We start from the raw sequence: 23,062 nt of genomic DNA, 5'->3' as shown, positions 1-23,062 counted from the left end.
TGCAACGCAATTATATAAAACCCAGTGTCATATAATCACAACACGATTTGTCAGTTTCGGAGTAAAGTATGCATAACAGTAAAAATAATTTAAAGCACATGCTCCTAATTGGCGATAACGGTATAAATAACCAGTTTATTCAACGAGAAATAGAGAAATACAGTGACTTTTGTTTTAGTCGTGAATGTATTTCAGGCATTGAACGTTCGAATCATCGCAAGACGTTTGATGTCATTCTCATTAGTTACTTACTCTTAGCTGATATCAAAGATGTCTACATCACCTTATCAAAAGTAGAGTCCAACAAATGGGTAATCTATGACGTTCCCTCTGATATTACCGGACAGAGTATTACCGTAATGCAACTATTCAACATGTTTAATATAAAAGGCATAATCTATCAAGATGCTCCTGTAGAGCACCTTACACGTTGCTTGAAAACGGTCTGCGATGACGACCTATGGTTACCGAGGAAGTTAATGTCGCATATTTTATCCAATGCGCGCTCCCAAACATTCAAGTCACAGGTAATATTATCTACCCTTACAAAAAGAGAAGCTCAAATATTTAAACGAGTTATCAGAGGAGATACAAATTTAGAGATATCAAGTGAACTATTTATTTCAGAAAGTACAGTGAAAACGCATGTATATAATATATATAAAAAAATAAACGTAACCAACCGAAAAGAAGCAATAAGAAAAGCAAATTTTATCAATAGTTTAGAGACTATTATACAACCAGGTATGTAGTTAATATTTTAGTAACAAATATAGAGACACTGGATTGCTGTTATTTTTACAACAGATCGTATTATAATTTAGGCCCTTGAACAGGTGAGCTTCTATTATCCCCCCTTCCATCATAGAATCACAGTCAGACTGAACAATGAAGTTTAAATCATATCACCAGTGAGTTAATTACATTCTGTCATCTAAGGCACGAGTAGAATTTGTCAACTCACAAAACATCACCTCTCAAGCCCTCTACTCGCCTAACAGAACGAAGTCAGTTGTAACTGTTAACACTATTAGCTTCTAAAATATCTAAAGCATCTAAAGCATCTAAAGCATCTAAAGCAATTCGGACTTGAGCTTCCCCTTAGGGTAAGCTTTATTGTTATGTTTTTACCGGAGCAAAAGCATGACTTACCGTTCCTTCACTTTACTATTACTCACTCTTTCCCCTAGCCTTCATGCCTCTAATTTTGGCGATCCTGAACTGGGTAAAATGAAGTCACCAAGTTGCATTTTCTGTCATAACCCCACGGGTGAAACAAGTAACACTGCTTACCCAAAACTTTCTGGCCAAGATTCAACTTACCTCTATAACACAATGAAAGCTTACCAAAACGGTGATAGACAAGGCGCTTACGCTGAGATGATGCAAACACAACTGAGTAAACTCAATGATCAAGACTTGAAAGATATTGCGGCTTTTTATACTTCACAACAGTAATGGATTTCACCTTCATTAGGTCAGTCTAAGTTAAATAAACATCACTAAGTCGCCTATACTTCAAGCAAACTCACTGAGCTCATTGAAGGTCGGGAGAGATATACCTTTACACGTATCATCCAACCCTTACAATGTGCAGCAAATATATTTATCAAGGTTTATCTCTATGTCTATTCAATGGTTTCCGGGTCACATGCATAAAGCCCGTAAAGAAATCGAAGAAGTTATCCCACAGGTTGATGTGATCATCGAAGTACTGGACGCTCGTATCCCGTTCAGTAGTGAAAACCCAATGATCTCTTCACTGCGCGGCGATAAGCCTTGTGTAAAAGTGTTGAACAAGCGCGATCTTGCGGATCCTGAGCTTACTGAGCGTTGGATTGAGCACTTCGAGAAAGAGCAAGGCGTTAAAGCGATTGCGATTACTACTAGCGCTAAAGAAGAAGTTAACCACGTTATGGAGCTCGTGCGTAAGTTAGCACCGCACCGTGAACAGATGGGTAAGAACATTCGTACAATGATCATGGGCATCCCGAACGTGGGTAAATCGACCATCATCAACTGTTTAGCGGGACGTACGATCGCGGTTACTGGTAACCAACCTGCGGTAACTCGTCGTCAACAACGTATCAATCTACAAAATGGCGTGATCCTTTCAGATACTCCTGGAATCCTATGGCCTAAAGTAGAAAACCCACACAGTGGCTTCCGCTTGGCTGCAACAGGCGCTGTAAAAGATACGGCAATGGAATACGATGAAGTGGCATTCTACACAGTCGAGTACCTTGCAAAGCAATACCCTAATCTTTTGCAAGAACGCTACCAAATTGAACAGCTTCCAGAGTCTGACATCGAATTGATGGAAGCGATTGGTCGTAAGCGTGGCGCACTTCGTGCAGGTGGTCATATAGACATTCACAAATGTTCTGAAATCCTACTTCATGAACTGCGTAATGGTACTTTAGGTAAAGTAACGTTAGAGCTACCAGAAATGATCACACAAGAGCTGATCGAAGTTGAAGAAGCGGCTGCGCTGAAAGCCGAACAACAGATTAAGAAAAAAGAAGAGCGTCGTAAGCGTTACTTGAAGAACAAGCGTTAATCTCTCTTCGTTTTAAGAAAAAATCACTTGGTGCGACTAAACGCCAAATAATTAAAACGTCTACTCTAATCAAAAAAGCCCCGAACAATTTAATGCTCGGGGCTTTTTGGTTTGTTCTTCAGCTTTAAAGCAACTTCAGTAAGAGGCAGCTGTTGAGCAAGGAACCATTATTCAACTTGAAATGACTAAGAATACACAATGCTTGCTGTTTTCTGTTCAAGTTCAACGGGAGAGCTCCAAGAAATCACCTTCTCATTCACTTGACTTCCACATGGTGCATTCCAAACTTGCTCTAGTTCTTCTTTACCACCAATCGCTTGATAAAAAGCAATGGCTTGGTGATTTTCAGACATCACCTCTAGGTAAAGACCTGAATCCGAATAGTATTGCTGCAACCACTTCGATAATTCAGACAATAGACGCTTACCGACACCTCTACCGCGATAATTATTGTCTACGTGTAATGCATCAATGAACGTGCCACGCTCAAAGTTGTGATTACCAAACGCGCAGACGAAACCAACCAGTAAACCACCCTCTTCAAGCAATAAAACATGTTGGTTAAAAGGAGGATTAATCAAACGAGTCTGCCAAATAACAGATCTGTCCTCCAAAACATCATTTTCTAAGTAATCATCAGCAAGAATGCCACGGTAATATAGCTTCCAGCTATCCGCGTGTAATTGGGCAATCCGCTCATAATCTTTATATTCAGCTACCTTAATTTCCATTTATTAGCCCTTAGTACTTCCATTTATGACTTGCTACTACATTTCACACTACCTTTATACAATATTTAAGCAAAACATACTAATACACGTTTACACTTTCAATATTGACTTACACGTGTACGCTGATATTCTAGCGCACAGATGTAAGCTCAATGGAAATTTGCTAATGAATAGTGCCGACAAACAATCTACAAAAAAGCCGCCATTAATCTGGCTCAATATTTTTGTATTCTCTTTTAGTATGCTGCTTGCTGTTGTTGCAGCTCCCGTTTATGGCTACTTTTTTGGCTATGGTATGGAGCACTGGATATGGCTAGCGATCTGCTTTACGTTCTGTAACCTTTCAATCACGACGGGTTATCATCGCTTATGGTCACACAAAGCGTTTGAAGCGCATTCAAGCCTAAGATTCCTGTTTGCACTAGGTGGCGCATTTGCCCTGCAGAACAGCGCGTTACACTGGTCTTCTGATCACCGTGTGCACCACAAGCATGTAGATAACAACGACAAAGACCCATACTCAGCAAAACGTGGTTTTTGGTATTCTCACATCGGGTGGATGATTCGTAACTACAGCACCTCGATGTATGAAAATTATGAAAATTGTCGAGATTTAAAGAAAGACAAAATTGTTATGTGGCAGCACAAGCACTATGTTCTGTTGGCATTGCTAATGAACTTCGGTGTTCCTATCGCTTTAGGTGTTATTTACGGTGACGTACTTGGCATGTTGTTAATCGTAGGTGCTGTTCGTTTGGTGCTTAACCATCACACGACATTCTTCATTAACTCTCTTGCTCACATCTGGGGTAGCCAACCTTTTACCGACAAAAACACGGCCCGTGATAACGGTGTGTTAGCGGTTCTAACTTTTGGCGAAGGCTACCACAACTTCCACCACATCTTTGAGAACGATTACCGCAACGGCATCTACTGGTGGCAATACGATCCTACAAAATGGTTGATCAAGAGTGCTTCTTTGATGGGATTGGCAAGCAAGCTTAAGAAAACCCCTCAAGCTCGTATCGAAAAAGCAGAAGCATCAATGTTACTTAAACGCACGCAGCAAAAGATCATGCATCGTGCCGACAAGCAACAAATCGCAGACAAACTTCAACAAGAATTCGATGCTCTAGTATCAAACATGAACGAGTATTACGAAGTCAAAAAGCAGCTACTTGAAAGCAAACGCGAAGATGTTGTGAAGAAGTACGAACACTCTCTACTTAAAGTTCGTTACCAACAAATCAAAATGAATTTTGAGCAACAGAAAAAAAATTGGGCAATGACTGTGGAACAGTATGCTTAAGGTAGAACAATATACTTAAGGCTGAGTAGTCCACTTAATGTACCAGTAACGACACTGCTTAACTCTTATTTGAAGCCCTCATATTACTATGAGGGCTTTTTTATGAGCGTAACCTATTTGCCATTAGCCAAATACTCTCAAGTCTAAATTATGGACTTCAAGAACCATAGTTATTGGATTCCAGAACTCTTTCTTCAATCTGAATTTATACTTATATTACTTTAACTTACTGAGTTTAGACCTAAGGAATTGAAAATGAGCAAACTGACTATTATTGCAACAATCGTCTCTAAAGAAGATAAGATTGAGTTAGTTAAATCAGAGATGATTAAATTGATCGATAAAACCCGTGCTGAAGACGGCTGTATTAATTACGATCTGCACCAAGATAACAGTAACCCTGCCCACTTCGTTTTTCATGAGAACTGGGAATCTGAAGCTCATCTAGAGAAACACTTAGCGAGCCAACACATCGCTCAGTACATGGCTGCGACTGAAGACTGTATCGAAACCTTTGTACTTAATAAAATGACGCACATTGCCTAACCAGTCACTCATTACTGATTCAATAAAAGCCCTGCTCTCAACGCAGGGTTTCTCTTTTGTACAAACTTATATCGGCTCATTCTACTTATAAAAAAACCCGCAAGAGTAGCGGGTATGGTCAATAATTAATGCTGTCAAAAACAGATAAGTAACAACCATCAATCCAATATTGAGTACCACTTTACAGTGGCACTCTGACATTTCTTTTGCTGATCGCTAGCACGGGGGCACTAGTTAAAAGCACGAGCCAAAATGCCATTCCCTTGATATTGGTAAACACTTGAATTACTACTTACAAAGACCGATTCTCCGGGTTTAAGAGAAACTGACCGTCCTTCTGAAGTGACGGTCGCCTCTCCTTCCACACAGAACAAGATCTCCGCGCTACGTAAATACTGTGACTTGCTCTCATCAGTCGCAGACAAGATATCAAAGCCAAAGTCATCCACTGGAATCGGATAGCTCATCTTGCCCTCTTTCAATACAGGCTTAAGACGAATATCTTCTGGCTTAATCGGCTCAAAGATCGTGTTATCGATAAGCTCAGGAACGTCTATGTATTTGGGTGTAAGACCGGCGCGCAGCACATTGTCTGAGTTTGCCATAATCTCCAAACCTGTACCTTGAACATAAGCGTGAGGTGTTTCTGCGAACAGGAACATCGCTTCACCGGGCGCCAGTTCAACCGTGTTGAGCATCAATGGTGCAAACAAACCAATATCACCCGGATAGTGCTGTTTGAATTCAATGCTGTATTGCAGAGCTTCACGCCCCATGACCGTTTTAGCTGGTCGCGCATGTGCAGCATAAAGCTCATTAAGCGCAGACGCTTTGCGGTCACCTTCAAGAGACATAATTGCGCTAAAGAAAGACTTCAGAGAATCACAGTCGGCATTGGCTTTAAGTACATTAAGCTCAATCGCTAACGAAGGAATATCTGCTTCTTCGAACAAGACAATAATATCGTCGATTGGACGAAAGCCATTCATCGCTTTGTAGAAGGTCAACGCATAAACCAACTCAGGCTTGTGGTTTGGATCTTTGTAATTACGATTTGACGCATTCAAAGGGATACCAAGTGCATTCTCTCGCTCAAAACCTAATTCAGATTTACGCTTATTCGGATGAACCTGAATCGACAACGGTGTTTCAGCTGCTAATACCTTAAATAAGAAAGGTAGTTCACCGAAACGTGCCGCCGTGTACCCACCTAAGACATCGATTCTATTTTCATCAATCATGTGAGAAAGCGATTCACCGGTATCGCCTACCTTTGAGCAACCATTTGGATGAGCACCCATCCAGATCTCTGCTTGAGGTTCTTGGTTTGGGTTCACAATACCAAACAGTTGGTTTATAGAGTCTTTGCTTCCCCATGCGTAGTTTTGAATAACGTTGTCGAGTTTAAATAGAGACATAATTACTTCTCATTAAAAATCTGGCTACCAAGCTTGAGCGTGGCGGCGATATTACGGGCAGTGCGAGTCAGGTTTTGATTCGCTTCTGATAAAACTTGGTCTAGAGACTGAGGTGAACGTACGGTTCCAAATAAGCTAGACATTGAGCCGTAAAGTTTTTCAACGTCTTTTCCTAAAGAGCCCGCAATTCCAATGGTTGGAATACTTAGCTTTTGAGCTCTCTGAGCGATTCCGAAAGGTGTTTTACCTTGCAGGGTTTGGTTGTCCATCTGCCCCTCTCCGGTCACGACCAGTGAAGCACCTTCAAGAACCTTATCTGCACCCAAAGCATCTAATACCATCTCAATACCCGCTTTAATTTGGATATTGAATGCAAGACTTAACCCCAGTGGCGTGCCTCCAGCCGCACCAAAACCAGCAGTGTCTCGATGATTAATACCCGTGCGCGCTTGAGCGATATCGGCAAAATGTCCGATCGCAGTATCAAGTTGTTCAACTTGAACTTTTGATGCTCCCTTCTGCGGACCAAACACGGCACTGGCTCCGCTTTCACCACACAGTGGATTGTTCACATCACACGCGACCACAAACGTCACTTCTTTGCATCTCGGGTGTAGTCCATCAAGATCGATGCTTGCTAACTGGCTTAACTCGGCGCCGCCACCAGATAGTTCGTTGCCTTGCTTGTCGAATAACTTGCCTCCCAACGCTTGTAAAATGCCAGCACCCGCGTCATTGGTGGCACTACCGCCCAGACCAATGATGATCTGTTCCACGCCTTTATCTAACGCATCTTTGATCAGCAACCCTGTGCCGTAAGATGATGCTGTGAGAGGTGATCTTTCTTCTACGGTTAATCGATCTAAGCCCGATGCTTGGGCAAACTCAACCAAAGCAGTTTTTACCTTTTTTCCATCAACAGCCTGCTCTAAGGATGCCCAATAAGCCGTACATTCGCGACCGATTGGATCCGTCGTTTGTAACCGTTGTTTCTTACCATTGAGCGCCTCTAGCAACACGTCTACCGTGCCTTCTCCGCCATCGGCGAGTGGCATTTTTACAAACTCTGCATGAGGAAAAACGTCAGCAAATCCACGCTCAATGCAAGACGCAACTTGATGAGCGTCGAGTGATTCTTTAAATGAATCGGGGGCAATTACAATTTTCATTGTCGTTCACCATTCCCGCCCACCAAGGTGAGCGGGTGATTGAAATTAGAATTTGATTTGGAATGTTTTTGCTTGGCAAGATGCCAGTTGACCGAAGGTTTCAGTTGCGACATCACCTTCGCGTACTCGCTCGTCCATGCTTGTCTCTTTCCAGCTTGAAACGTTTTGAGTGAAGGAGATTGAATCTGACACTGAACCTGTTTCTGCCGGGTTGTAGACACGCATGATCAACGCATCTTCATCTTCCGCTTTCTTAAGTACGCTTAGTACCGCACCTGCTTGTTGCTTAGACAGAAGGCTAAAACTCATAGGTAGGTTCTGCTCACCTACGTTTAGCTTCATCGCGTTGTAAGGGATCTTGTTGTAGCATTCGATTTGAGTGACATTGTCACGTGCTTGCGCCATGATGTTGGCGTCAATATGGTTGCCAGAGAAGCCACACAGCGTGAATTCACACACTAGCTTGCCGCGCACTTGTGAATCAGGGGTCGGGATCTTGATACCTGAAGGACGACCCGGACGAAGCAATAGCTCTTCTTTACCCAACACACCGATACCACGGAACAATGTCAGTGCGAAGGTATCTCGGTTTTCGTCACCTTGAGATGCAATCACTTCAAATTCACGTAGACCATTCGACATGATTGCCATGCCCGCGTTACCGTTTTCTAACGCAGCAAAGTTCATTAACTGATACACAGGAACTGGTGCTTCTTTCCACTTCTCTTCTTCCCAAACCGCCATAGCAGGGTCATTGGTTGGTCGAGTAATACAACCGAACTGGTTATCTGCAACCACAGTTTCAGAAACGAATGGCGTTGGTACTAGCACACGTACACGGTGGTCGTCGGCTTGGTTGTCTAGTTCCATGCGTACTTCAATGCGGCGAGAACCTTGCTTCAATACCACTTGGCATTGCGCTTCAACGAATCCGTTTTGACCCGTACGTTCTTCACGCTCTGTAAGGTTGGCAGGCACGTTCATGCGAAAAGCGATGTTCGCTACCGATTGGAAGCCTTGGTGATCAATCGATGTTTCGACTGGGAATTCATCTGAGTACAGTAACCACTCTTGACGAGATGGAGAGTAATCGTACTCATCGCCGTCATCAGAACCGTCTTCTAAACGAAGGACTTGGTCGAATACTTGCTCTGTCTCTTTATCGAAAATAGTCAGAGTACCGTTGTCGTTTACATTGATTCGGTAGTACTCGTTCTCTAGTAAGTAGTCTTTTTGTTCTGCAACTTTTACTGCACCCTTCTCGTTACCTTGGATGTGTAACGTGGTGAAGCCCATTGCTGGAACACTACGTTTGATTTGAATATCAAACTCCATGAACGGGTCGTAGTTACCGTAGTGAACGATTTGGCGGTCTACTTTACCCGGGTCAATTTGGCGCTTGTCTTGGATGAAGTACTCAACTGGGTTTTCGTTTTCATCAAAGATTGAGAATTCTTGAGCACGGATAGTAATGGTTGTGTTCACCACTTCTTCACGCTCGTATGGAGAAAGGTTAAACATCGTCAGTTTGTCGCAACCTTCGCGATCCGGCATGTGGTCAACAATCTTACGCTTGTAGAAATGAATCAGGTTGGTCGCCATGTCGTCCGCAAGGATGTAACGGTTAAGGATCTCAGCGTGAACCTTGTCAGAACAGCAGCAGCCAATCGAGTCATGAGCGTGGTTCTTCATGCTCTCTTTCCACATTTTCTCAATCAAACCGTGGTGGTATTCAAAGCCTAATGTCCAAGCGATAGATGCTAGCGGTTCTAAGATATTTACAATCTTGTTTTCGATTTCTGCGTGGATCAGTTTGATGTCCATACGCGTAGAAGAGATCGTACGGTGAACACGCATGTATTTGCCGTCGTTGAATTCGCCTTTGATTGTGTCGAGTTGGTCACGCGCCGCTTCTACTTTCTCGAACACTTCTTCGTAACGGCTCATTGAGAATTCACGATCTGGGTAGATTTCGCGAAGCTTGTCCATTACTTCAAAGATGTCTTTTTGAATCGGCATTTGGTCGTGGCCGTTTGGTAGCAAGATATCTTTAGTCACCGATGGCTTTTCTAGCACTGGGAAGTACTTATCTAAACGAGCACGCAAGCCTTCTTCGTCTTGTGGAAGGTATTTACCAATCGCGTAACCCAGCGGAAGCACTTGTGCCGTTACTTCACTGCCGTCATTAGACTGCCATAAGAATTCTGTTTTGTTGGTGCCATGACGCTCTGAACAACCACGCCAGAACATTGCACGCGTGATGTCGAAACCGTTGTAGATCATCGGCAGCTGTGAGCTCATGCTGAATGAATCTGGTAGGTAACCAATCTTCATTGCATCGCCAAGTTTCATACAGTCACGAATGCCATACATCATGTTACGCACAATCGACTCACCAGAAACTTGCATTGTGTCGGTTTGAGAATACCAAGGGCCAATAATAAGCTTGCCCGCTTCAACCAATGCTTTTACGCGTTCTGTGTTCTCTGGTTTGATCGCAAAGTAGTCTTCTAGAACAGCGGTTTGACCATCTAGAACGTAGTATTTGTATTCTGGATCACTCTCCAGACGGTTCATGATTTCTTCCATGTTGTTCACAAGAAGAATACGAGACTCTTCTGTTGTGAAATACCATTCACGATCCCAGTGCATGTGTGGAGTAATATGTACGCGTGATGTAGTCATAATCATTTACCTAAATGTGTCGCTTCGAGTAAATCTAAAATTCGAACTCAAATACGACTAAATTAAAGTTTTTCAAGGGGTTAAAATTGGCTGCCACTAAATTTAGGGTGCAGAAAACCACGCCCAGAATCTGTGTGAATAAAACCGTTAGGAGCACAGGTATTTAGGACAGCCAAGTTGTTCGTTATTTTTTATATGGTGTTTTAACTGCGAGTTAGAAGTTAGCTCAAAATTTAGTTAGTTCTGTGTTGCAGTACTTACTTCAAACTTACCCTTTTTTACAGCGTGACCACGCCATATCAGAAGAGTAACAGTTGAAATCACTGTGCCGACAATCGCAGCACCGAACCAGATTGCAGCAGCAGAGAATGCGCCAAAACCTGAATCGTGTAACAAGAAGATAGAGAAGATTCCTGCACCCGGAGTCGATAGACCGATACCTGCCGCGCCAACCATCGCACCTGTAACCACTGATCCTAGTAAGAATGAGCCGATTACACGGATTGGATCTTCAATCGCCATTGGGATTGCACCTTCGGTAATACCCGCTAGGCCAAGTAGCCATGTAGATTTACCGGTTTCAATCTCAAAGTCTTTGAATAGGCGTGGAGCAATCATGGTTGAAGCCGTTACGGTGAACGCCGATACCATTTTTACTGAACCAAAGATTGCGTATGGGCCATAAACACCGTTCGCCATTGCACCTAAACAGAATGCGTAAGCGGCTTTGTTTACCGGACCACCTAAGTCGAATGATACAAACAGACCTAGAATCGCACCCAATAACAATGCATTGGTGCCTGACATACCGTTCAGCCAATCCGTCAGACCTTGGTTTAGGAACGCTACAGGTTTACCGATAACAAACAGCATCAAGCTACCTGCCACCAAAGTACCGATTACAGGGTAAAGGTAGAAAGTGAGGAAGCCGTTAAACGCAGGGCCTAAGCGAACATGCTCTTTCACCCAACGCATCACGTAACCCGCAATCAAACCGCCAACAACACCGCCAAGGAAACCAGAGCCAATGATGTTTGCTGCAATACCCGCGGCAAAGCCAGGACCAAGTGCCGGTTTATCTGCTAATGAATACGCTGTGTAAGCCGCCAGTACTGGCACCATCAATGTACCCAGTAGGCCGCCACCTAGTTTGCGATACATCCATAGCCAAGAATCTTTTGTTGCGTAGAGCTCTTGCAGGTCAAAAATTTGCGCGATAAGAACAGCAACCGCAAGAACAGTACCACCGGCAACGATAAGAGGAACCGCGTAAGAAATACCAGAAAGCAGTGCTTGTTTAAGCTCAGTTTTCAACGGAAGTTTCTTCGGTTTGTCGTCGGTAGCAACTTTACGTTCTGCACCGTTACCTTTTTTCGACTCTTCAATCGCTTCATTAAGAATGCGTTCACCGTGCTTAATCGGTTCTGCAACTGGGATTTCAACACGAGGAATGCCATTAAAGCGCTCAGATTCTTTAATCGCAACTTCAGCAGCAAACACACACGCTACAGCATTGTTAAGTTGTTCCGCAGTTAAACGATCTTCAATACCGTTTGCGCCCTGCTTTTCAACATGAACCTTGTAGCCAAGCTTTTTGCCGGCTTTTTCTAGGTATTCTGCCGCCATATAAGTATGAGCAATACCTGCAGGGCAAGCAGTAACGCATACAATTGTCGGTGCATTTGTATCTAAGTTGTCTTGCTTTTCTTCTTGTTGATTGTCGCCATCAAGAAGCGCAAAGATTTCTTCAGCCGTTGTCGCTTTTAATACCGCTTCGCGAACATCGTCGTCAACCAATGTAGTTGTCAATGCAGTGAGCAGATGCATGTGGGTAGAACCCGCTTCTGCATTTGGAATCGCAATTAGGAAGATAAGATTTACATCTTCGTCTTCATCCAAGCCTTTCCATTTCATATCTTCTTTAAGCGTTGCTACAGCGAAGCCAGCTTCTTTAACCGCGTCAGTCTTGCCATGCGGTACTGCTAGGCCTTCGCCAAGCGCTGTCGGGCCTTGCTCTTCACGAGCAAATACTGCATCAAGATACTCTTGCTTGTTATGCAGTTTGCCTTGCTGATCCAGTTGGTCAGCAAGTGCGTAAATCGCTTCTTCTCGACTGCTAAACGTGGTTTGCAGATTTACGAGCGACTTATTCGTTAGAGTAGTAAGTTTCATAACCTTTGTCCCATAGTCACGGATTAGTACGACAGTCGTCCCTGCCGACGAGAGGAATAATACAACTTCAATACATTTAATCCGTGATCACGATCTCACCAATACATATTTGTATTTAATTTGTATTTAAATAGTATTGGCAAATCCTTTAAGAAAGCTTGTTATGTATCGTTTAATTTGTATTATATGTACTACAAAACGCCGATACGACGCTCACACTAACCTTTAAAGCAAGGCTTATATAGAGCAAATTTACGTATTTAAGGTACAGGTTGTTAATCAAAGTCTAGTTGTTCTAGCGCACAAATGAGGCAAAAATGGCAAGACTCCCTATGTATCGCCAAATCGCAGATGCAATAAGAGAAAAGATCAGTTCTGGAGAATATAAAGTTGGAGAAGCACTCCCAACGGAAGCGCAATTGCGTGAAGTATTCTCGGTAAGCCGTGTGACGGTTAGGCAAGCGTTGAAACTACTGATCGAAAACGATGAGCTTGAAAGCGTTCAAGGCAGCGGCACTTACGTCAAAGAGAACAAGATCAATTATGACATCTACAAACAGTCGAGCTTTCAAGAAAAGTGGGCGCATTTGGATGTGGTTACACACAGTGACGTTCTGGCCTTTGAAATGAAGCCGTGTTCTTTGGCGATGTCTGAGCATTTAGATATCAAAGAAGGCGAATTGGTTTTCTACGTAAAGCGTGTTCGTTTCATAGACAACAATCCAATCACGGTTGAAGAAACTTGGTTACCTGTTGCCCTATTCCCAGATCTCACCTATCAAGTGATGCAGACATCAAAGTACGACTTTATTGAGAACACCAAAGGCATGGTGATTGATAGAAGTGAGCAAGAATTGGTGCCGATTCTTCCGCCTGAAGATGTTGCGAAACAGCTAGGTATTGACCCAGCTCAGCCTATCATTGAAAAACGTACTCGCGGTTACCTTGTCAATAACACGGTGTTTGAATACAGCCGTAACTACTTCACGTCTAACGATTACCGATTTACTTTGGTCGCAAGACGCCAAAGGTAAGCAATACTATAGGCTTTGGTTTACCTAAACGAATGCACCAAAGAAGCTCTTCCACACTTAGAGCTTCTTTTGCCTTTAATACCAAATCACACACCAGATACGCGTTGTGTGATTTGATCACCGAGAATTAAATCTCCCTCCAGGCTTCAACGCGTAGTGCTCGATAGCATTAAAACCACTCTAAAACATCATAAGGCTGTAACACTTTGATTGTGCTCCCCACATCAAATCGCCCGTTCGTCTCTTGCCCCACATAACTCTATTTTTCTCGCTATTATCACCATATGCACATCAACGGCTAAAGTTATCCAACCCTTCCTGTCATATGAAACTAAAACAAGCAAAGGTGATCCAAGTTATATTCTAGGGAGTCACAAAATTTGTTTATTAACACCCAAACAACAGTAGTTAATCAATATTTACAACCACAATTAACATCGAAAAAAATGTTTGTCTTAGATCATACCAACCTCAACTATGCCTCGTGCCACAGTGCAGTTTTCTGTACATTCATTGTCATATTCTGAAACACTTTCTTATATTTTTTAAACTTTGTGGAGATTTCTATGTTAGAGCTCTTGATCGGATTAGTAATTACCATCGCTGTTGGTTACTTTATTGTGAAAGGCTATAAAGCGGCAGGCGTATTACTAACTGCTGGCCTTGCCCTACTTCTTATTACTGGCCTTATTGGTCACACAGTCTTACCAGCTAAGGTCGCTTCAACAGGTAACATGGTTACCGACTCACTCGAATTTGTTAAGTACATGCTTCAGTACCGTGGAGGCGGCCTAGGCATGCAAATCATGCTTCTTTGTGGTTTTGCTTCTTACATGACGCACATTGGTGCTAACAACGTAGTAGTGAAACAGTTCTCTAAACCGCTTGCTGCTATTAAATCTCCCTATGTACTTCTTGTTGCGGCTTACATCGTAGCGTGTCTAATGTCTCTAGCAGTAAGTTCTGCAACAGGCCTTGGTGTGTTACTGATGGCGACCCTATTCCCAATGATGACGGCGATGGGTATTTCACGCCCAGCAGCGGTTGCCGTTTGTGCATCACCTGCAGCAATCATTCTTTCACCAACCTCTGGTGATGTGGTTATCGCAGCTGAAAAATCAGGCATGTCTCTTGATGTGTTTGCTGTTCAAACAGTATTGCCTGTTTCTATCTGTGCAATCATCGTGATGGCTGGCGCGGCTTTCTTCTGGAACAAATACCTAGATAAAAAAGAAAACACGCCAATGGAAAAAGTAGACGTTTCTGAAATCGAAACAACAGCACCGGCTTTCTACGCTGCACTGCCATTCCTACCTATCATCGGCGTTTTCCTATTCAACGGCCGCACGATTCCAGGGCTTTCACTTGATATCTACACCATTGTTGTAGGTTCTATCTTCGTGGGCGCAGTTATCGATTACGTTGTTAAGAAGTTTGACGGCGAGAAAACATTAGAAGACTTAGATTCTTGCTACCAAGGCATGGCTGACGCGTTCAAAGGCGTGGTAATGTTGTTGGTTGCGGCGGGCGTATTTGCTCAAGGTCTAATGTCTATCGGTGCGATTGATAACCTAATCGGTCTTGCTGAATCTGCAGGCGCAGGCGGTATCGCATTGATGCTTATCCTAACAGGTTTAACGGTTGCTGCAGCTATCGCGACAGGTTCTGGTAACGCGCCTTTCTATGCATTCGTAGAACTGGCTCCATCACTAGCGGCGAAAATGGGCTTGAACCCAGCGTTCCTAATCATCCCTATGCTTCAAGCATCTAACCTAGGCCGTACCATTTCTCCAGTATCTGGCGTAATTGTTGCGACATCGGGTATGGGTAAAATCAGCCCGTTTGAAGTTGTAAAACGTACTTCTGTTCCAGTAATCTGTGGTCTTATCACGGTTATCTTTGGTACGCTGGTATTGGTTCCAATGGCAGCTTAACTTAAAGAAACACTCTATCTAGACTGATACAAGCTAAGATAGAGATGCCGATATAAAATGCCCTAACAAAAAGGCGCTGAACTTAATGAGTTCAGCGCCTTTTTTGCGTCATATTAATTAGAGAATTCAAAACTCTATCTATTGGAGCTTGATACTAAAAATGTCACAAGGGATTGAAACAGCACGGCTTTAAATAGTCTTACTTAAAAAGAACAAGCCCTACTTCATGTCACCATAACGTTCTAAATAAAGAACGGTTGCTGCGGTACGAGAAGGCACTTGCAACTTTTTCAACAAACTCTTCATATGTACCTTAACTGTCGATTCAGAAATAAACAGGTGATCGGCGATCTGCTTGTTACGGTAACCTTTCGCGACTTCTTGAAGAATTTGCATTTCACGTTCAGTCAATTGGTCGAAGATATCATTTCGACTGTCAGCATCATTCAAATAGCGAGCTACCACAGTGCTGTATGCCTTATCGCCGCTATGTGCTTGCTTAAGCAGTTCAATCAGCTCATCGGGTTCAGTATCTTTCAGTAAGTAACCATCAGCGCCCGCTTTAACAATGGCTTCGATATCCGCAGGGCTATCAGAAACCGTTAAAATAACGATGTTAGCGCTTGAACCATCAGTTCGAAGTGCTTTCAGAGTATCTAGCCCAGACATGCCTTTCATATTCAGATCCAACAGGATCAAATCAGGTTCTTCTTCATGGGCAAGAGCGACCGCTTCAGTACCGTTACTTGCTTCTGCAATCACTTCAAATTCATCTTCAAAGCTCAGTAATTGGCTTATACCTCTGCGCATCAATGGATGATCATCAACCAACATTACTTTACAAATCGTCAACTTTAACTTCCTTTAAACTTTTATATTTCAATATGACTGTACAGCCCTCACCTTGAGCCGCTTCAATCGTTAAGTCACCATTCAGTCTTGCCGCACGCTCCTGCATAATACTCATTCCGTAGTGGTTCATCTTCGAACTACTTGGGTCAAAGCCTTCTCCGTTATCTTTAATCACGACGAATACTTGTCCGTCCTCATCGATACAGCATACATCTATCAAGTCGGCATTGGCGTGTTTTATTGCGTTTATTGTTGCTTCACGAATCAATTGAAGCAAGTGAACCTGACTGTGTGCATCAAGCTCGAGCGATGAAAGGTTATTAGTTAATTTAATCTTCGCATCGGTTCTTTCACTGAGTTGCTCTAGCATGGTGCTCAAAGCATCTCCAAAGCTACCCTCTTTGATGGATAACCTAAATGTGGTGAGTAGCTCTCTCAATTGAGTATAAGCACCCGCTAATCCATTCCCTAGCTCAGATGCTATCTGCTCTGACTGCTCTCGATGTTTGTGCTCCGGAAGTTTACCAATAACACGCTTTAACAATGTCACTTGGATTTTTAAATACGACAGCGATTGGGCCAATGAATCATGCAGTTCACGCGCAATCGTCGCTCGCTCTTCCATAATAATAAGCTGCTCAGCTTTCTTTTGAGCACGATTATAGTAGATAGCTCTCGATAGCAGTTGGATAAAACTCTCAATTAGCGTCTTAGTTGAATGACCGTGATGATATGAGCAATACAGATAACCCAAAACAAGTTCGTTATCATCCAGTTTCATTTCAAACTTTTCATAATCGCAAGTCGGGTCGTAACCTTCATCCATAATCAAAGAACGTCCCGAATTATCGACGATTTCTAACCTTAGCGATTCAATCCCTTCTAGACTGACCAAGTGCTGCAAAATAGCTCGGAAATTTTCCGGTGCAACACGCGTTACCGTGAGTTCTTGAGAAGAATAATAGAGTGCTTGCAATGATTGGTTAGCATTTTGTAACTCAACCGTCTTGGCATCGACAACATCTTCAAGGTTTCGATACAGCACGCCTAAATCTTTCGCCATCGAGTTAAATGTTTTGGTCAAAATACCCAGTTCATTATTGTTGGTAACCTCTAACTTAACCTCAAAATCACTATTTTTGATTCTCTGGCTAGCTCTAACGAGAGCGTGTAGAGGCTTAACAACTTGTTTACGTACAAAATGAACAACAAAAAGAGATATGACGAGTATTCCACCTAGACCTATACCGCCAGCCCATGCCAATTTAATTAATTTATTTTCTGAAAATTCTTGTAACTTAAAAACAAAGCGGTCGATTTCAATAACAAAATTTTCAACAAGTACCAGGTAGTGTTTTCTATCTTCGCTATTTAAGACCTGCTTCAATTCATGCCAACGGCCAATTATTAAATAATAATCATTTGTAATATCAGTTGGCACTTCCCAACTCACCAAATTAGTCATCGATGTGGAATAAAGGGAACTTTCAAATTCACGAATATGAGAATCGTAATCCACTGATTCTATTTGAATATCATGCGCTAAACGGTAGCTTTGCATACGCATCGAGCCAGCCACATTAACCGCCTCGGCATCATTAAGGCTGGACGCTAATGTAAAAATAGCAAAACCGGTGGTGGCAACTGAAAGGAGCAATATAAATAGCAATGATTTAGCTATTGTACTCGTTACAGATGAAACAGGTTTAATAAGCAAAATTAATATCCTGAAGGTATAAAAATGGCTGTCGGGAACCTATTGTCACACATCAAAAAACAGAGCTCCATTCAATATGTGACCAAACGCTTCATAATTTATTGATCTAAGACAATATAGGATCCTATTTAGCCCTTAAGGGGTATTTATACAAATATTTCTAAAACTACACTACTTGTGAGGATAAATGACAAGATATTAACGAAACAATGATCTACAATTACAACATCTTAGCAACATTAGTAGGCATTTAGTGGTAGACCTATCGAGACGCCGCCTATTTTCTAGGCGAAAAGTAGATTCAAGCCAAATTCGATTGCCTTGGATTAAAAGTCTAGAAAGCTTCGCAGATGATTGTACACGTTGTGGTAAATGCATCGAAAGTTGCGAGACACACATCATCATTGTCGGCGACGGTGGTTTTCCTACTGTCGACTTCTCAAAAGACGAATGTACATTCTGTTATCAATGTGCAGACGTTTGTCCAGAGCCAATTTTTAAACCCGAGGAAGAAACGCCTTGGCTGGCAAAAGCAACTATCTCTGATAAATGCTTGGCCCAACAAAATGTTGAATGCCGAAGCTGTGGTGACATGTGTGAACCTATGGCGATTCAATTTCAACTTAGAGCAGGCAGTGTTGCTCTACCAAAAATCGAGTTAGATGAGTGTAGCGGTTGTGGAGCCTGCGTAGCAGTTTGCCCTACTTCGGCTATTCTTGTGAGTAATGCATAAAACAAAAATAACGAGAGCAATTTATGGCACTAAATGAAGTGCATATATCAAGTTTAGTCGTGCATGTGAGCCCAGAGCATCTAGACGAGATCAAAGCACAAATCGAGCAATACGATAATGCGGAAATCTACGGCAGTAGCCCTGAAGGCAAAATCATCGTGGTCCTAGAAACCGAGAACCAAGGTTTTGTTACGGACACCATCGAAGAAATTAATAATATTACGAACGTTTTAGGGACAGCTTTGGTTTATCACCAAATCGAGACTGGACTAGACGAAACGGATTTAGAAACTGGAAGCAACAATTCTCAACTTGAGGGTGAAGTATGAAAATGACAAGACGCGCGTTTGTGAAAGCAAACGCAGCTGCATCAGCGGCAGCCGTTGCAGGTGTAACTCTACCAGCAACAGCAACCAACCTGATTGCTAGCTCTGATCAAACAAAAATCACGTGGGATAAAGCGCCTTGTCGTTTTTGTGGTACGGGCTGTTCGGTACTAGTTGGTACTCAAAACGGTAAAGTGGTCGCGACTCAAGGCGATCCAGAAGCACCGGTAAACAAAGGCCTTAACTGTATTAAAGGCTACTTCCTTTCAAAAATCATGTACGGTAAAGACCGTCTTGAACAACCTCTTCTTCGTATGAAAGATGGTGAGTTCCACAAGGATGGTGATTTTGCACCAGTATCTTGGGACAAAGCTTTCGACGTAATGGCTGAGAAATGGAAAGCCGCTCTGAAGAAGAACGGTCCAACAGGCGTTGGTATGTTCGGTTCAGGCCAGTGGACAGTAATGGAAGGCTACGCAGCGGTTAAGCTGATGAAAGCGGGCTTCCGTTCAAACAACATCGATCCAAATGCTCGTCACTGTATGGCATCTGCGGTAGGTGCATTCATGCGTACTTTCGGTATCGATGAGCCAATGGGTTGTTACGATGACTTTGAACACGCAGATGCATTCGTACTGTGGGGTTCAAACATGGCAGAAATGCACCCAGTACTATGGACTCGTATTACAGACCGTCGTCTAAGCCACCCACACGTTAAAGTAAACGTACTGTCTACTTACTACCACCGTTCTTTCGAGCTTGCAGACACAGGTTACATCTTCGAACCTCAATCAGATCTTGCGATTGCTAACTTCATCGCTAACTACATCATTCAAAACGATGCGGTCAACTGGGAATTCGTGAACAAACACACGAACTTCAAGCAAGCAACGACAGACATCGGTTACGGCCTTCGTGACGATGATCCACTACAGAAAGCCGCTGCGAACCCTAACTCAGGTAAAATGACTGATATCAGCTTCGAAGACTACAAAGCTTCTGTTGCTGAATACACCGTTGAAAAAGCATCAGAAATGTCAGGTGTATCTCAAGATGACCTTATCAAGCTGGCTAAGCAATACGCAGATCCAAACATCAAAGTAATGTCACTTTGGACTATGGGTATGAACCAACATACTCGTGGTGTATGGATGAACAGCCTTGTGTACAACATCCACCTTCTTACAGGTAAGATTTCTACTCCAGGTAACAGCCCATTCTCACTTACTGGCCAACCATCTGCATGTGGTACAGCTCGTGAAGTAGGTACGTTCTCTCACCGTCTACCGGCAGATATGGTGGTTGCTAACCCTAAACACCGTAAGATTGCAGAAGACATCTGGAAGCTTCCAGAAGGCACTATCCCACCTAAACCGGGTAAACACGCTGTTGCGCAAGACCGTGCGTTAAAAGATGGTACGATCAACGCGTACTGGGTAATGTGTAACAACAACATGCAAGCTGGTCCAAACATCAACACTGAACGTCTACCAGGTTACCGTAACCCAGACAACTTCATTGTATGTTCTGACCCGTACCCAACAGCAACAGCTCAAGCTTCTGACCTTATCCTTCCAACTGCAATGTGGATTGAAAAAGAAGGTGCTTACGGTAACGCTGAGCGTCGTACACAAGCATGGTACCAACAAGTTAAAACCGTAGGTGAAGCAAAGTCTGACCTATGGCAAATCATGGAGTTCTCTAAACGCTTCACTGTTGAAGAAGTTTGGGGCGAAGAGCTTCTAGCTAAAGCACCTGAGTATCGTGGTAAAACGATGTACGACGTGCTGTACAAAAACGGCAACGTTGATGCATTCCCACTGTCTGAAGCACAAGAGCTTAACGACGATGCTCAAGCTCAAGGTTTCTACGTTCAAAAAGGTCTATTCGAAGAATACGCAGCCTTTGGTCGCGACCACGGTCACGATTTAGCACCTTACGACACTTACCACAAAGTCCGCGGCCTACGTTGGCCTGTTGTTGACGGTAAAGAAACACTGTGGCGCTTTAAAGAAGGTTCAGATCCATACGCTAAGAAAGGTTCTGGTTGGGATTTCTACGGTAAGCCAGATGGTAAAGCTCTTATCATCAATGCTCCTTACGAAGCGCCACCAGAAGTACCAAGCGACGAATACGACATGTGGCTATGTACAGGTCGTGTTCTTGAGCACTGGCACACAGGTACTATGACTCGTCGTGTACCAGAACTTTACAAAGCAGTACCGGATGCACTTTGTTACATCCACCCTGCTGATGCTAAAGCTCGTGGCCTTCGCCGTGGTGATGAAGTTCTTATCGAAAACAAACGTGGTGAAGTACGCGTTCGTGTTGAAACTCGTGGTCGTAACCGTCCACCACAAGGCTTGGTATTCGTACCATTCTTTGATGCAAGAATTCTGATCAACAAGTTGATCTTGGATGCAACGGATCCTCTGTCTAAGCAGACGGATTACAAGAAGTGTCCAGTTAAGATCACTAAGGTTTCTTAAGAGCCAAGCGCTTTTCGAACCTAGATACAAGATCTAACGTATTTAATATTGCGACTACTTTTTTCATCACTTTTTGAAGGAAGTAGTCCACTCAAAGAATTAGCCTTTAGGCGGAGAAATTAACCATGAAAAAACTGATTACTGCCCTACTATCAGCTGGTCTTTTGCTAGCTGGTGCAGTTCAAGCTCAAGCTGAGCTGGATAACCCAGGCGGCATTGGTGGCGTAGAATCTCTACGTGGTGCCAGTGAACTTGAAGCAACTCGCGCAGCAGATGACTTCAAAAAGTTTCCTCGTGACCAAGTACTTGAGAGTGACTACGTATACCAACCACCTTTAGTACCTCATACTATTCGTAGCTATGAAGTGTCTCTTAACGCTAACAAGTGTCTTGCTTGTCATAGCTGGAAAAACGCAAAAGAAATGGGTGCAACTAAAGTGAGTGTAACTCACTACATGAACCGCGAAGATGCGGTACTTGCTGATGTTTCACCTCGTCGTTACTTCTGTCTACAGTGTCACGTACCTCAAGCTAATGCTAAACCGCTAGTTGAGAACGAGTTCAAACCTGTAGATTCACTGCGTTAATCGTAGCCGGACTGTAAGAGAGGCTATATATGATAAAATTACTTAAAGCGTTTTGGAAAAGACTCGCGACACCAAGTAAAGCGGCGGTAGGCGTTGTTTTGTTCTTGGGTTTCTCGGGTGGTCTTTTGTTCTGGGGTGCATTCAACACGGGTATGGAAGCAACCAATACGGAAGAGTTCTGTTCTGGTTGTCACGCACCTATCGTTGCTGAAATCCAAGAAACAATTCACTACTCTAACCGTTCTGGTGTTCGTGCTATCTGTTCAGACTGTCACGTACCTCATGAGTGGACAGATAAAATTGTTCGTAAGGTTCAGGCTTCTAAAGAGCTATACGCACACTTTATTGCGAAAACCATCAATACTGAAGAAAAGTTCAAAGCACGTCGTGCTCACTTAGCAGAACGCGAATGGGCTCGATTGAAAAAGAATGATTCACTTGAGTGTCGTAACTGTCACCAGTTCGATTACATGGACTTCTCAGAGCAGAGCCCTCGTAGTGCGAAACAACACTCGACAGCGCTAGCTTCTGGTGAAAAAACGTGTGTAGACTGTCACAAAGGTATCGCACACAAACTACCAGACATGCACGGCGTTGAAGGCTGGCAATAAGGAGCGATTGAATGAGTACTTTAGAGAACGTAATTTGGCACATCCTAGGTTACAGCGCTATGCCAGTTATCATTCTTGGTGGCTTTGCAGGTGTTGCAGCCGTATCTCTTTGGCTTTTATCTATGACTAAAGACAAAGAAATCGATTAGAAATCGAAGAGTACGTCAACTTTTATCAGCTAATTTTAAT

At 43.1% G+C, this 23,062-nt stretch carries 20 protein-coding genes; 13 read left to right on the top strand and 7 right to left on the bottom strand.

All coding sequences use genetic code 11. The features are described from left to right. Positions 1-68 precede the first annotated feature (68 nt). The 3 genes from AB6C75_RS10915 to ylqF all read left to right on the top strand — a co-directional run bounded on the left by AB6C75_RS10915 (position 69) and on the right by ylqF (position 2,560). The gene (locus AB6C75_RS10915) at positions 69-752 is read left to right on the top strand and encodes a helix-turn-helix transcriptional regulator (protein ID WP_009845438.1); all 684 of its coding nucleotides are present in this window, start codon (positions 69-71) and stop codon (positions 750-752) included. 391 nt (positions 753-1,143) lie between these two features. Continuing rightward, entirely contained in the window at positions 1,144-1,458 is a 315-nt protein-coding gene (locus AB6C75_RS10910) for a cytochrome c (RefSeq protein ID WP_102250356.1), read from the top strand. A 166-nt stretch (positions 1,459-1,624) separates the two neighbouring features. Further along, positions 1,625-2,560, top strand: coding sequence for a ribosome biogenesis GTPase YlqF (gene ylqF, locus AB6C75_RS10905; RefSeq protein WP_372107770.1), 936 nt, complete (start codon positions 1,625-1,627; stop codon positions 2,558-2,560). Positions 2,561-2,745: 185 nt separating this feature from the next. On the opposite strand, the gene AB6C75_RS10900 is transcribed toward ylqF, so the two are convergent. After that, on the bottom strand, positions 2,746-3,291 hold the full coding sequence (locus AB6C75_RS10900) for a GNAT family N-acetyltransferase (protein ID WP_102250368.1): 546 nt from the start codon (positions 3,289-3,291) through the stop codon (positions 2,746-2,748). 166 nt (positions 3,292-3,457) lie between these two features. On the opposite strand from AB6C75_RS10900, the gene AB6C75_RS10895 reads away from it, so the two are divergent. Together AB6C75_RS10895 and AB6C75_RS10890 are read left to right on the top strand one after the other, a co-directional pair. Further along, complete coding sequence (locus tag AB6C75_RS10895) at positions 3,458-4,600, top strand: fatty acid desaturase (RefSeq protein WP_009845442.1); 1,143 nt, start codon at positions 3,458-3,460, stop codon at positions 4,598-4,600. 255 nt (positions 4,601-4,855) lie between these two features. Further along, positions 4,856-5,146 carry a putative quinol monooxygenase gene (locus AB6C75_RS10890; protein WP_372107769.1) on the top strand — a complete coding sequence of 97 codons (291 nt, stop codon included), beginning with the start codon at positions 4,856-4,858 and terminating at the stop codon, positions 5,144-5,146. 230 nt (positions 5,147-5,376) lie between these two features. On the opposite strand, the gene manA is transcribed toward AB6C75_RS10890, so the two are convergent. The 4 genes from manA to mngA form a co-directional block, all read right to left on the bottom strand. Beyond that, positions 5,377-6,564 carry a mannose-6-phosphate isomerase, class I gene (manA, locus tag AB6C75_RS10885; RefSeq protein ID WP_372107768.1) on the bottom strand — a complete coding sequence of 396 codons (1,188 nt, stop codon included), beginning with the start codon at positions 6,562-6,564 and terminating at the stop codon, positions 5,377-5,379. 2 nt (positions 6,565-6,566) lie between these two features. Then, positions 6,567-7,733 carry a glycerate kinase gene (locus AB6C75_RS10880; protein ID WP_372107767.1) on the bottom strand — a complete coding sequence of 389 codons (1,167 nt, stop codon included), beginning with the start codon at positions 7,731-7,733 and terminating at the stop codon, positions 6,567-6,569. Between the two features lie 45 nt (positions 7,734-7,778). Further along, positions 7,779-10,418: a mannosylglycerate hydrolase gene (mngB, locus tag AB6C75_RS10875; protein ID WP_372107766.1), complete on the bottom strand. Its 2,640-nt coding sequence runs from the start codon at positions 10,416-10,418 to the stop codon at positions 7,779-7,781. 237 nt (positions 10,419-10,655) lie between these two features. Continuing rightward, the gene (gene mngA / locus AB6C75_RS10870) at positions 10,656-12,590 is read right to left on the bottom strand and encodes a PTS 2-O-a-mannosyl-D-glycerate transporter subunit IIABC (protein ID WP_372107765.1); all 1,935 of its coding nucleotides are present in this window, start codon (positions 12,588-12,590) and stop codon (positions 10,656-10,658) included. A 317-nt stretch (positions 12,591-12,907) separates the two neighbouring features. On the opposite strand from mngA, the gene AB6C75_RS10865 reads away from it, so the two are divergent. Further along, on the top strand, positions 12,908-13,624 hold the full coding sequence (locus tag AB6C75_RS10865; protein WP_017097477.1) for a GntR family transcriptional regulator: 717 nt from the start codon (positions 12,908-12,910) through the stop codon (positions 13,622-13,624). Positions 13,625-14,190: 566 nt separating this feature from the next. After that, positions 14,191-15,558, top strand: a complete 1,368-nt coding sequence (dcuC, locus tag AB6C75_RS10860) for an anaerobic C4-dicarboxylate transporter DcuC (RefSeq protein ID WP_009845449.1) — start codon at positions 14,191-14,193, stop codon at positions 15,556-15,558. A 219-nt stretch (positions 15,559-15,777) separates the two neighbouring features. On the opposite strand, the gene AB6C75_RS10855 is transcribed toward dcuC, so the two are convergent. Both AB6C75_RS10855 and narQ read right to left on the bottom strand, forming a co-directional pair. Next, the gene (locus AB6C75_RS10855; RefSeq protein ID WP_017101837.1) at positions 15,778-16,410 is read right to left on the bottom strand and encodes a response regulator; all 633 of its coding nucleotides are present in this window, start codon (positions 16,408-16,410) and stop codon (positions 15,778-15,780) included. Next, entirely contained in the window at positions 16,397-18,127 is a 1,731-nt protein-coding gene (gene narQ / locus AB6C75_RS10850) for a nitrate/nitrite two-component system sensor histidine kinase NarQ (protein ID WP_372049146.1), read from the bottom strand. The genes AB6C75_RS10855 and narQ overlap by 14 nt, the downstream gene beginning before the upstream one ends. Positions 18,128-18,380: 253 nt before the next feature. On the opposite strand from narQ, the gene napF reads away from it, so the two are divergent. From napF to AB6C75_RS10820, 6 genes are all read left to right on the top strand, one after another. Then, entirely contained in the window at positions 18,381-18,860 is a 480-nt protein-coding gene (gene napF / locus AB6C75_RS10845; protein WP_017097479.1) for a ferredoxin-type protein NapF, read from the top strand. A 23-nt stretch (positions 18,861-18,883) separates the two neighbouring features. Further along, the gene (locus tag AB6C75_RS10840; RefSeq protein WP_009845453.1) at positions 18,884-19,189 is read left to right on the top strand and encodes a chaperone NapD; all 306 of its coding nucleotides are present in this window, start codon (positions 18,884-18,886) and stop codon (positions 19,187-19,189) included. Then, positions 19,186-21,675: a periplasmic nitrate reductase subunit alpha gene (napA, locus tag AB6C75_RS10835; protein ID WP_135381549.1), complete on the top strand. Its 2,490-nt coding sequence runs from the start codon at positions 19,186-19,188 to the stop codon at positions 21,673-21,675. Before AB6C75_RS10840 ends, napA begins: the two co-directional genes overlap by 4 nt. A 125-nt stretch (positions 21,676-21,800) precedes the next feature. After that, complete coding sequence (locus tag AB6C75_RS10830; RefSeq protein WP_009845455.1) at positions 21,801-22,262, top strand: nitrate reductase cytochrome c-type subunit; 462 nt, start codon at positions 21,801-21,803, stop codon at positions 22,260-22,262. A gap of 29 nt (positions 22,263-22,291) precedes the next feature. Further along, the gene (locus tag AB6C75_RS10825; protein WP_009845456.1) at positions 22,292-22,873 is read left to right on the top strand and encodes a NapC/NirT family cytochrome c; all 582 of its coding nucleotides are present in this window, start codon (positions 22,292-22,294) and stop codon (positions 22,871-22,873) included. A gap of 11 nt (positions 22,874-22,884) precedes the next feature. Further along, a complete protein-coding gene (locus AB6C75_RS10820) occupies positions 22,885-23,022 on the top strand; it encodes a TIGR02808 family protein (RefSeq protein WP_009845457.1) in 138 nt (45 codons plus the stop codon). Positions 23,023-23,062: the final 40 nt, after the last annotated feature.

The organism is Vibrio sp. 10N.237.312.B06, assembly GCF_041464685.1.
GTDB classification, from domain to species: domain Bacteria; phylum Pseudomonadota; class Gammaproteobacteria; order Enterobacterales; family Vibrionaceae; genus Vibrio; species Vibrio tasmaniensis_A.
Note: the sequence above shows the minus strand (reverse complement) of the source record. Positions and strands in the feature narration are given on the sequence as shown.

Coding starts and splice junctions, on each gene's coding strand:
- mngB (WP_372107766.1), bottom strand. CDS start 10,418: ATGACTACATCACGCGTACATATTACTCCACACATGCACTGGGATCGT.
- mngA (WP_372107765.1), bottom strand. CDS start 12,590: ATGAAACTTACTACTCTAACGAATAAGTCGCTCGTAAATCTGCAAACC.
- AB6C75_RS10830 (WP_009845455.1), top strand. CDS start 21,801: ATGAAAAAACTGATTACTGCCCTACTATCAGCTGGTCTTTTGCTAGCT.
- AB6C75_RS10910 (WP_102250356.1), top strand. CDS start 1,144: ATGACTTACCGTTCCTTCACTTTACTATTACTCACTCTTTCCCCTAGC.
- AB6C75_RS10840 (WP_009845453.1), top strand. CDS start 18,884: ATGGCACTAAATGAAGTGCATATATCAAGTTTAGTCGTGCATGTGAGC.
- dcuC (WP_009845449.1), top strand. CDS start 14,191: ATGTTAGAGCTCTTGATCGGATTAGTAATTACCATCGCTGTTGGTTAC.
- ylqF (WP_372107770.1), top strand. CDS start 1,625: ATGTCTATTCAATGGTTTCCGGGTCACATGCATAAAGCCCGTAAAGAA.
- AB6C75_RS10895 (WP_009845442.1), top strand. CDS start 3,458: ATGAATAGTGCCGACAAACAATCTACAAAAAAGCCGCCATTAATCTGG.
- AB6C75_RS10900 (WP_102250368.1), bottom strand. CDS start 3,291: ATGGAAATTAAGGTAGCTGAATATAAAGATTATGAGCGGATTGCCCAA.
- manA (WP_372107768.1), bottom strand. CDS start 6,564: ATGTCTCTATTTAAACTCGACAACGTTATTCAAAACTACGCATGGGGA.
- AB6C75_RS10865 (WP_017097477.1), top strand. CDS start 12,908: ATGGCAAGACTCCCTATGTATCGCCAAATCGCAGATGCAATAAGAGAA.
- AB6C75_RS10890 (WP_372107769.1), top strand. CDS start 4,856: ATGAGCAAACTGACTATTATTGCAACAATCGTCTCTAAAGAAGATAAG.
- AB6C75_RS10820 (WP_009845457.1), top strand. CDS start 22,885: ATGAGTACTTTAGAGAACGTAATTTGGCACATCCTAGGTTACAGCGCT.
- AB6C75_RS10880 (WP_372107767.1), bottom strand. CDS start 7,733: ATGAAAATTGTAATTGCCCCCGATTCATTTAAAGAATCACTCGACGCT.
- napA (WP_135381549.1), top strand. CDS start 19,186: ATGAAAATGACAAGACGCGCGTTTGTGAAAGCAAACGCAGCTGCATCA.
- AB6C75_RS10825 (WP_009845456.1), top strand. CDS start 22,292: ATGATAAAATTACTTAAAGCGTTTTGGAAAAGACTCGCGACACCAAGT.
- AB6C75_RS10915 (WP_009845438.1), top strand. CDS start 69: ATGCATAACAGTAAAAATAATTTAAAGCACATGCTCCTAATTGGCGAT.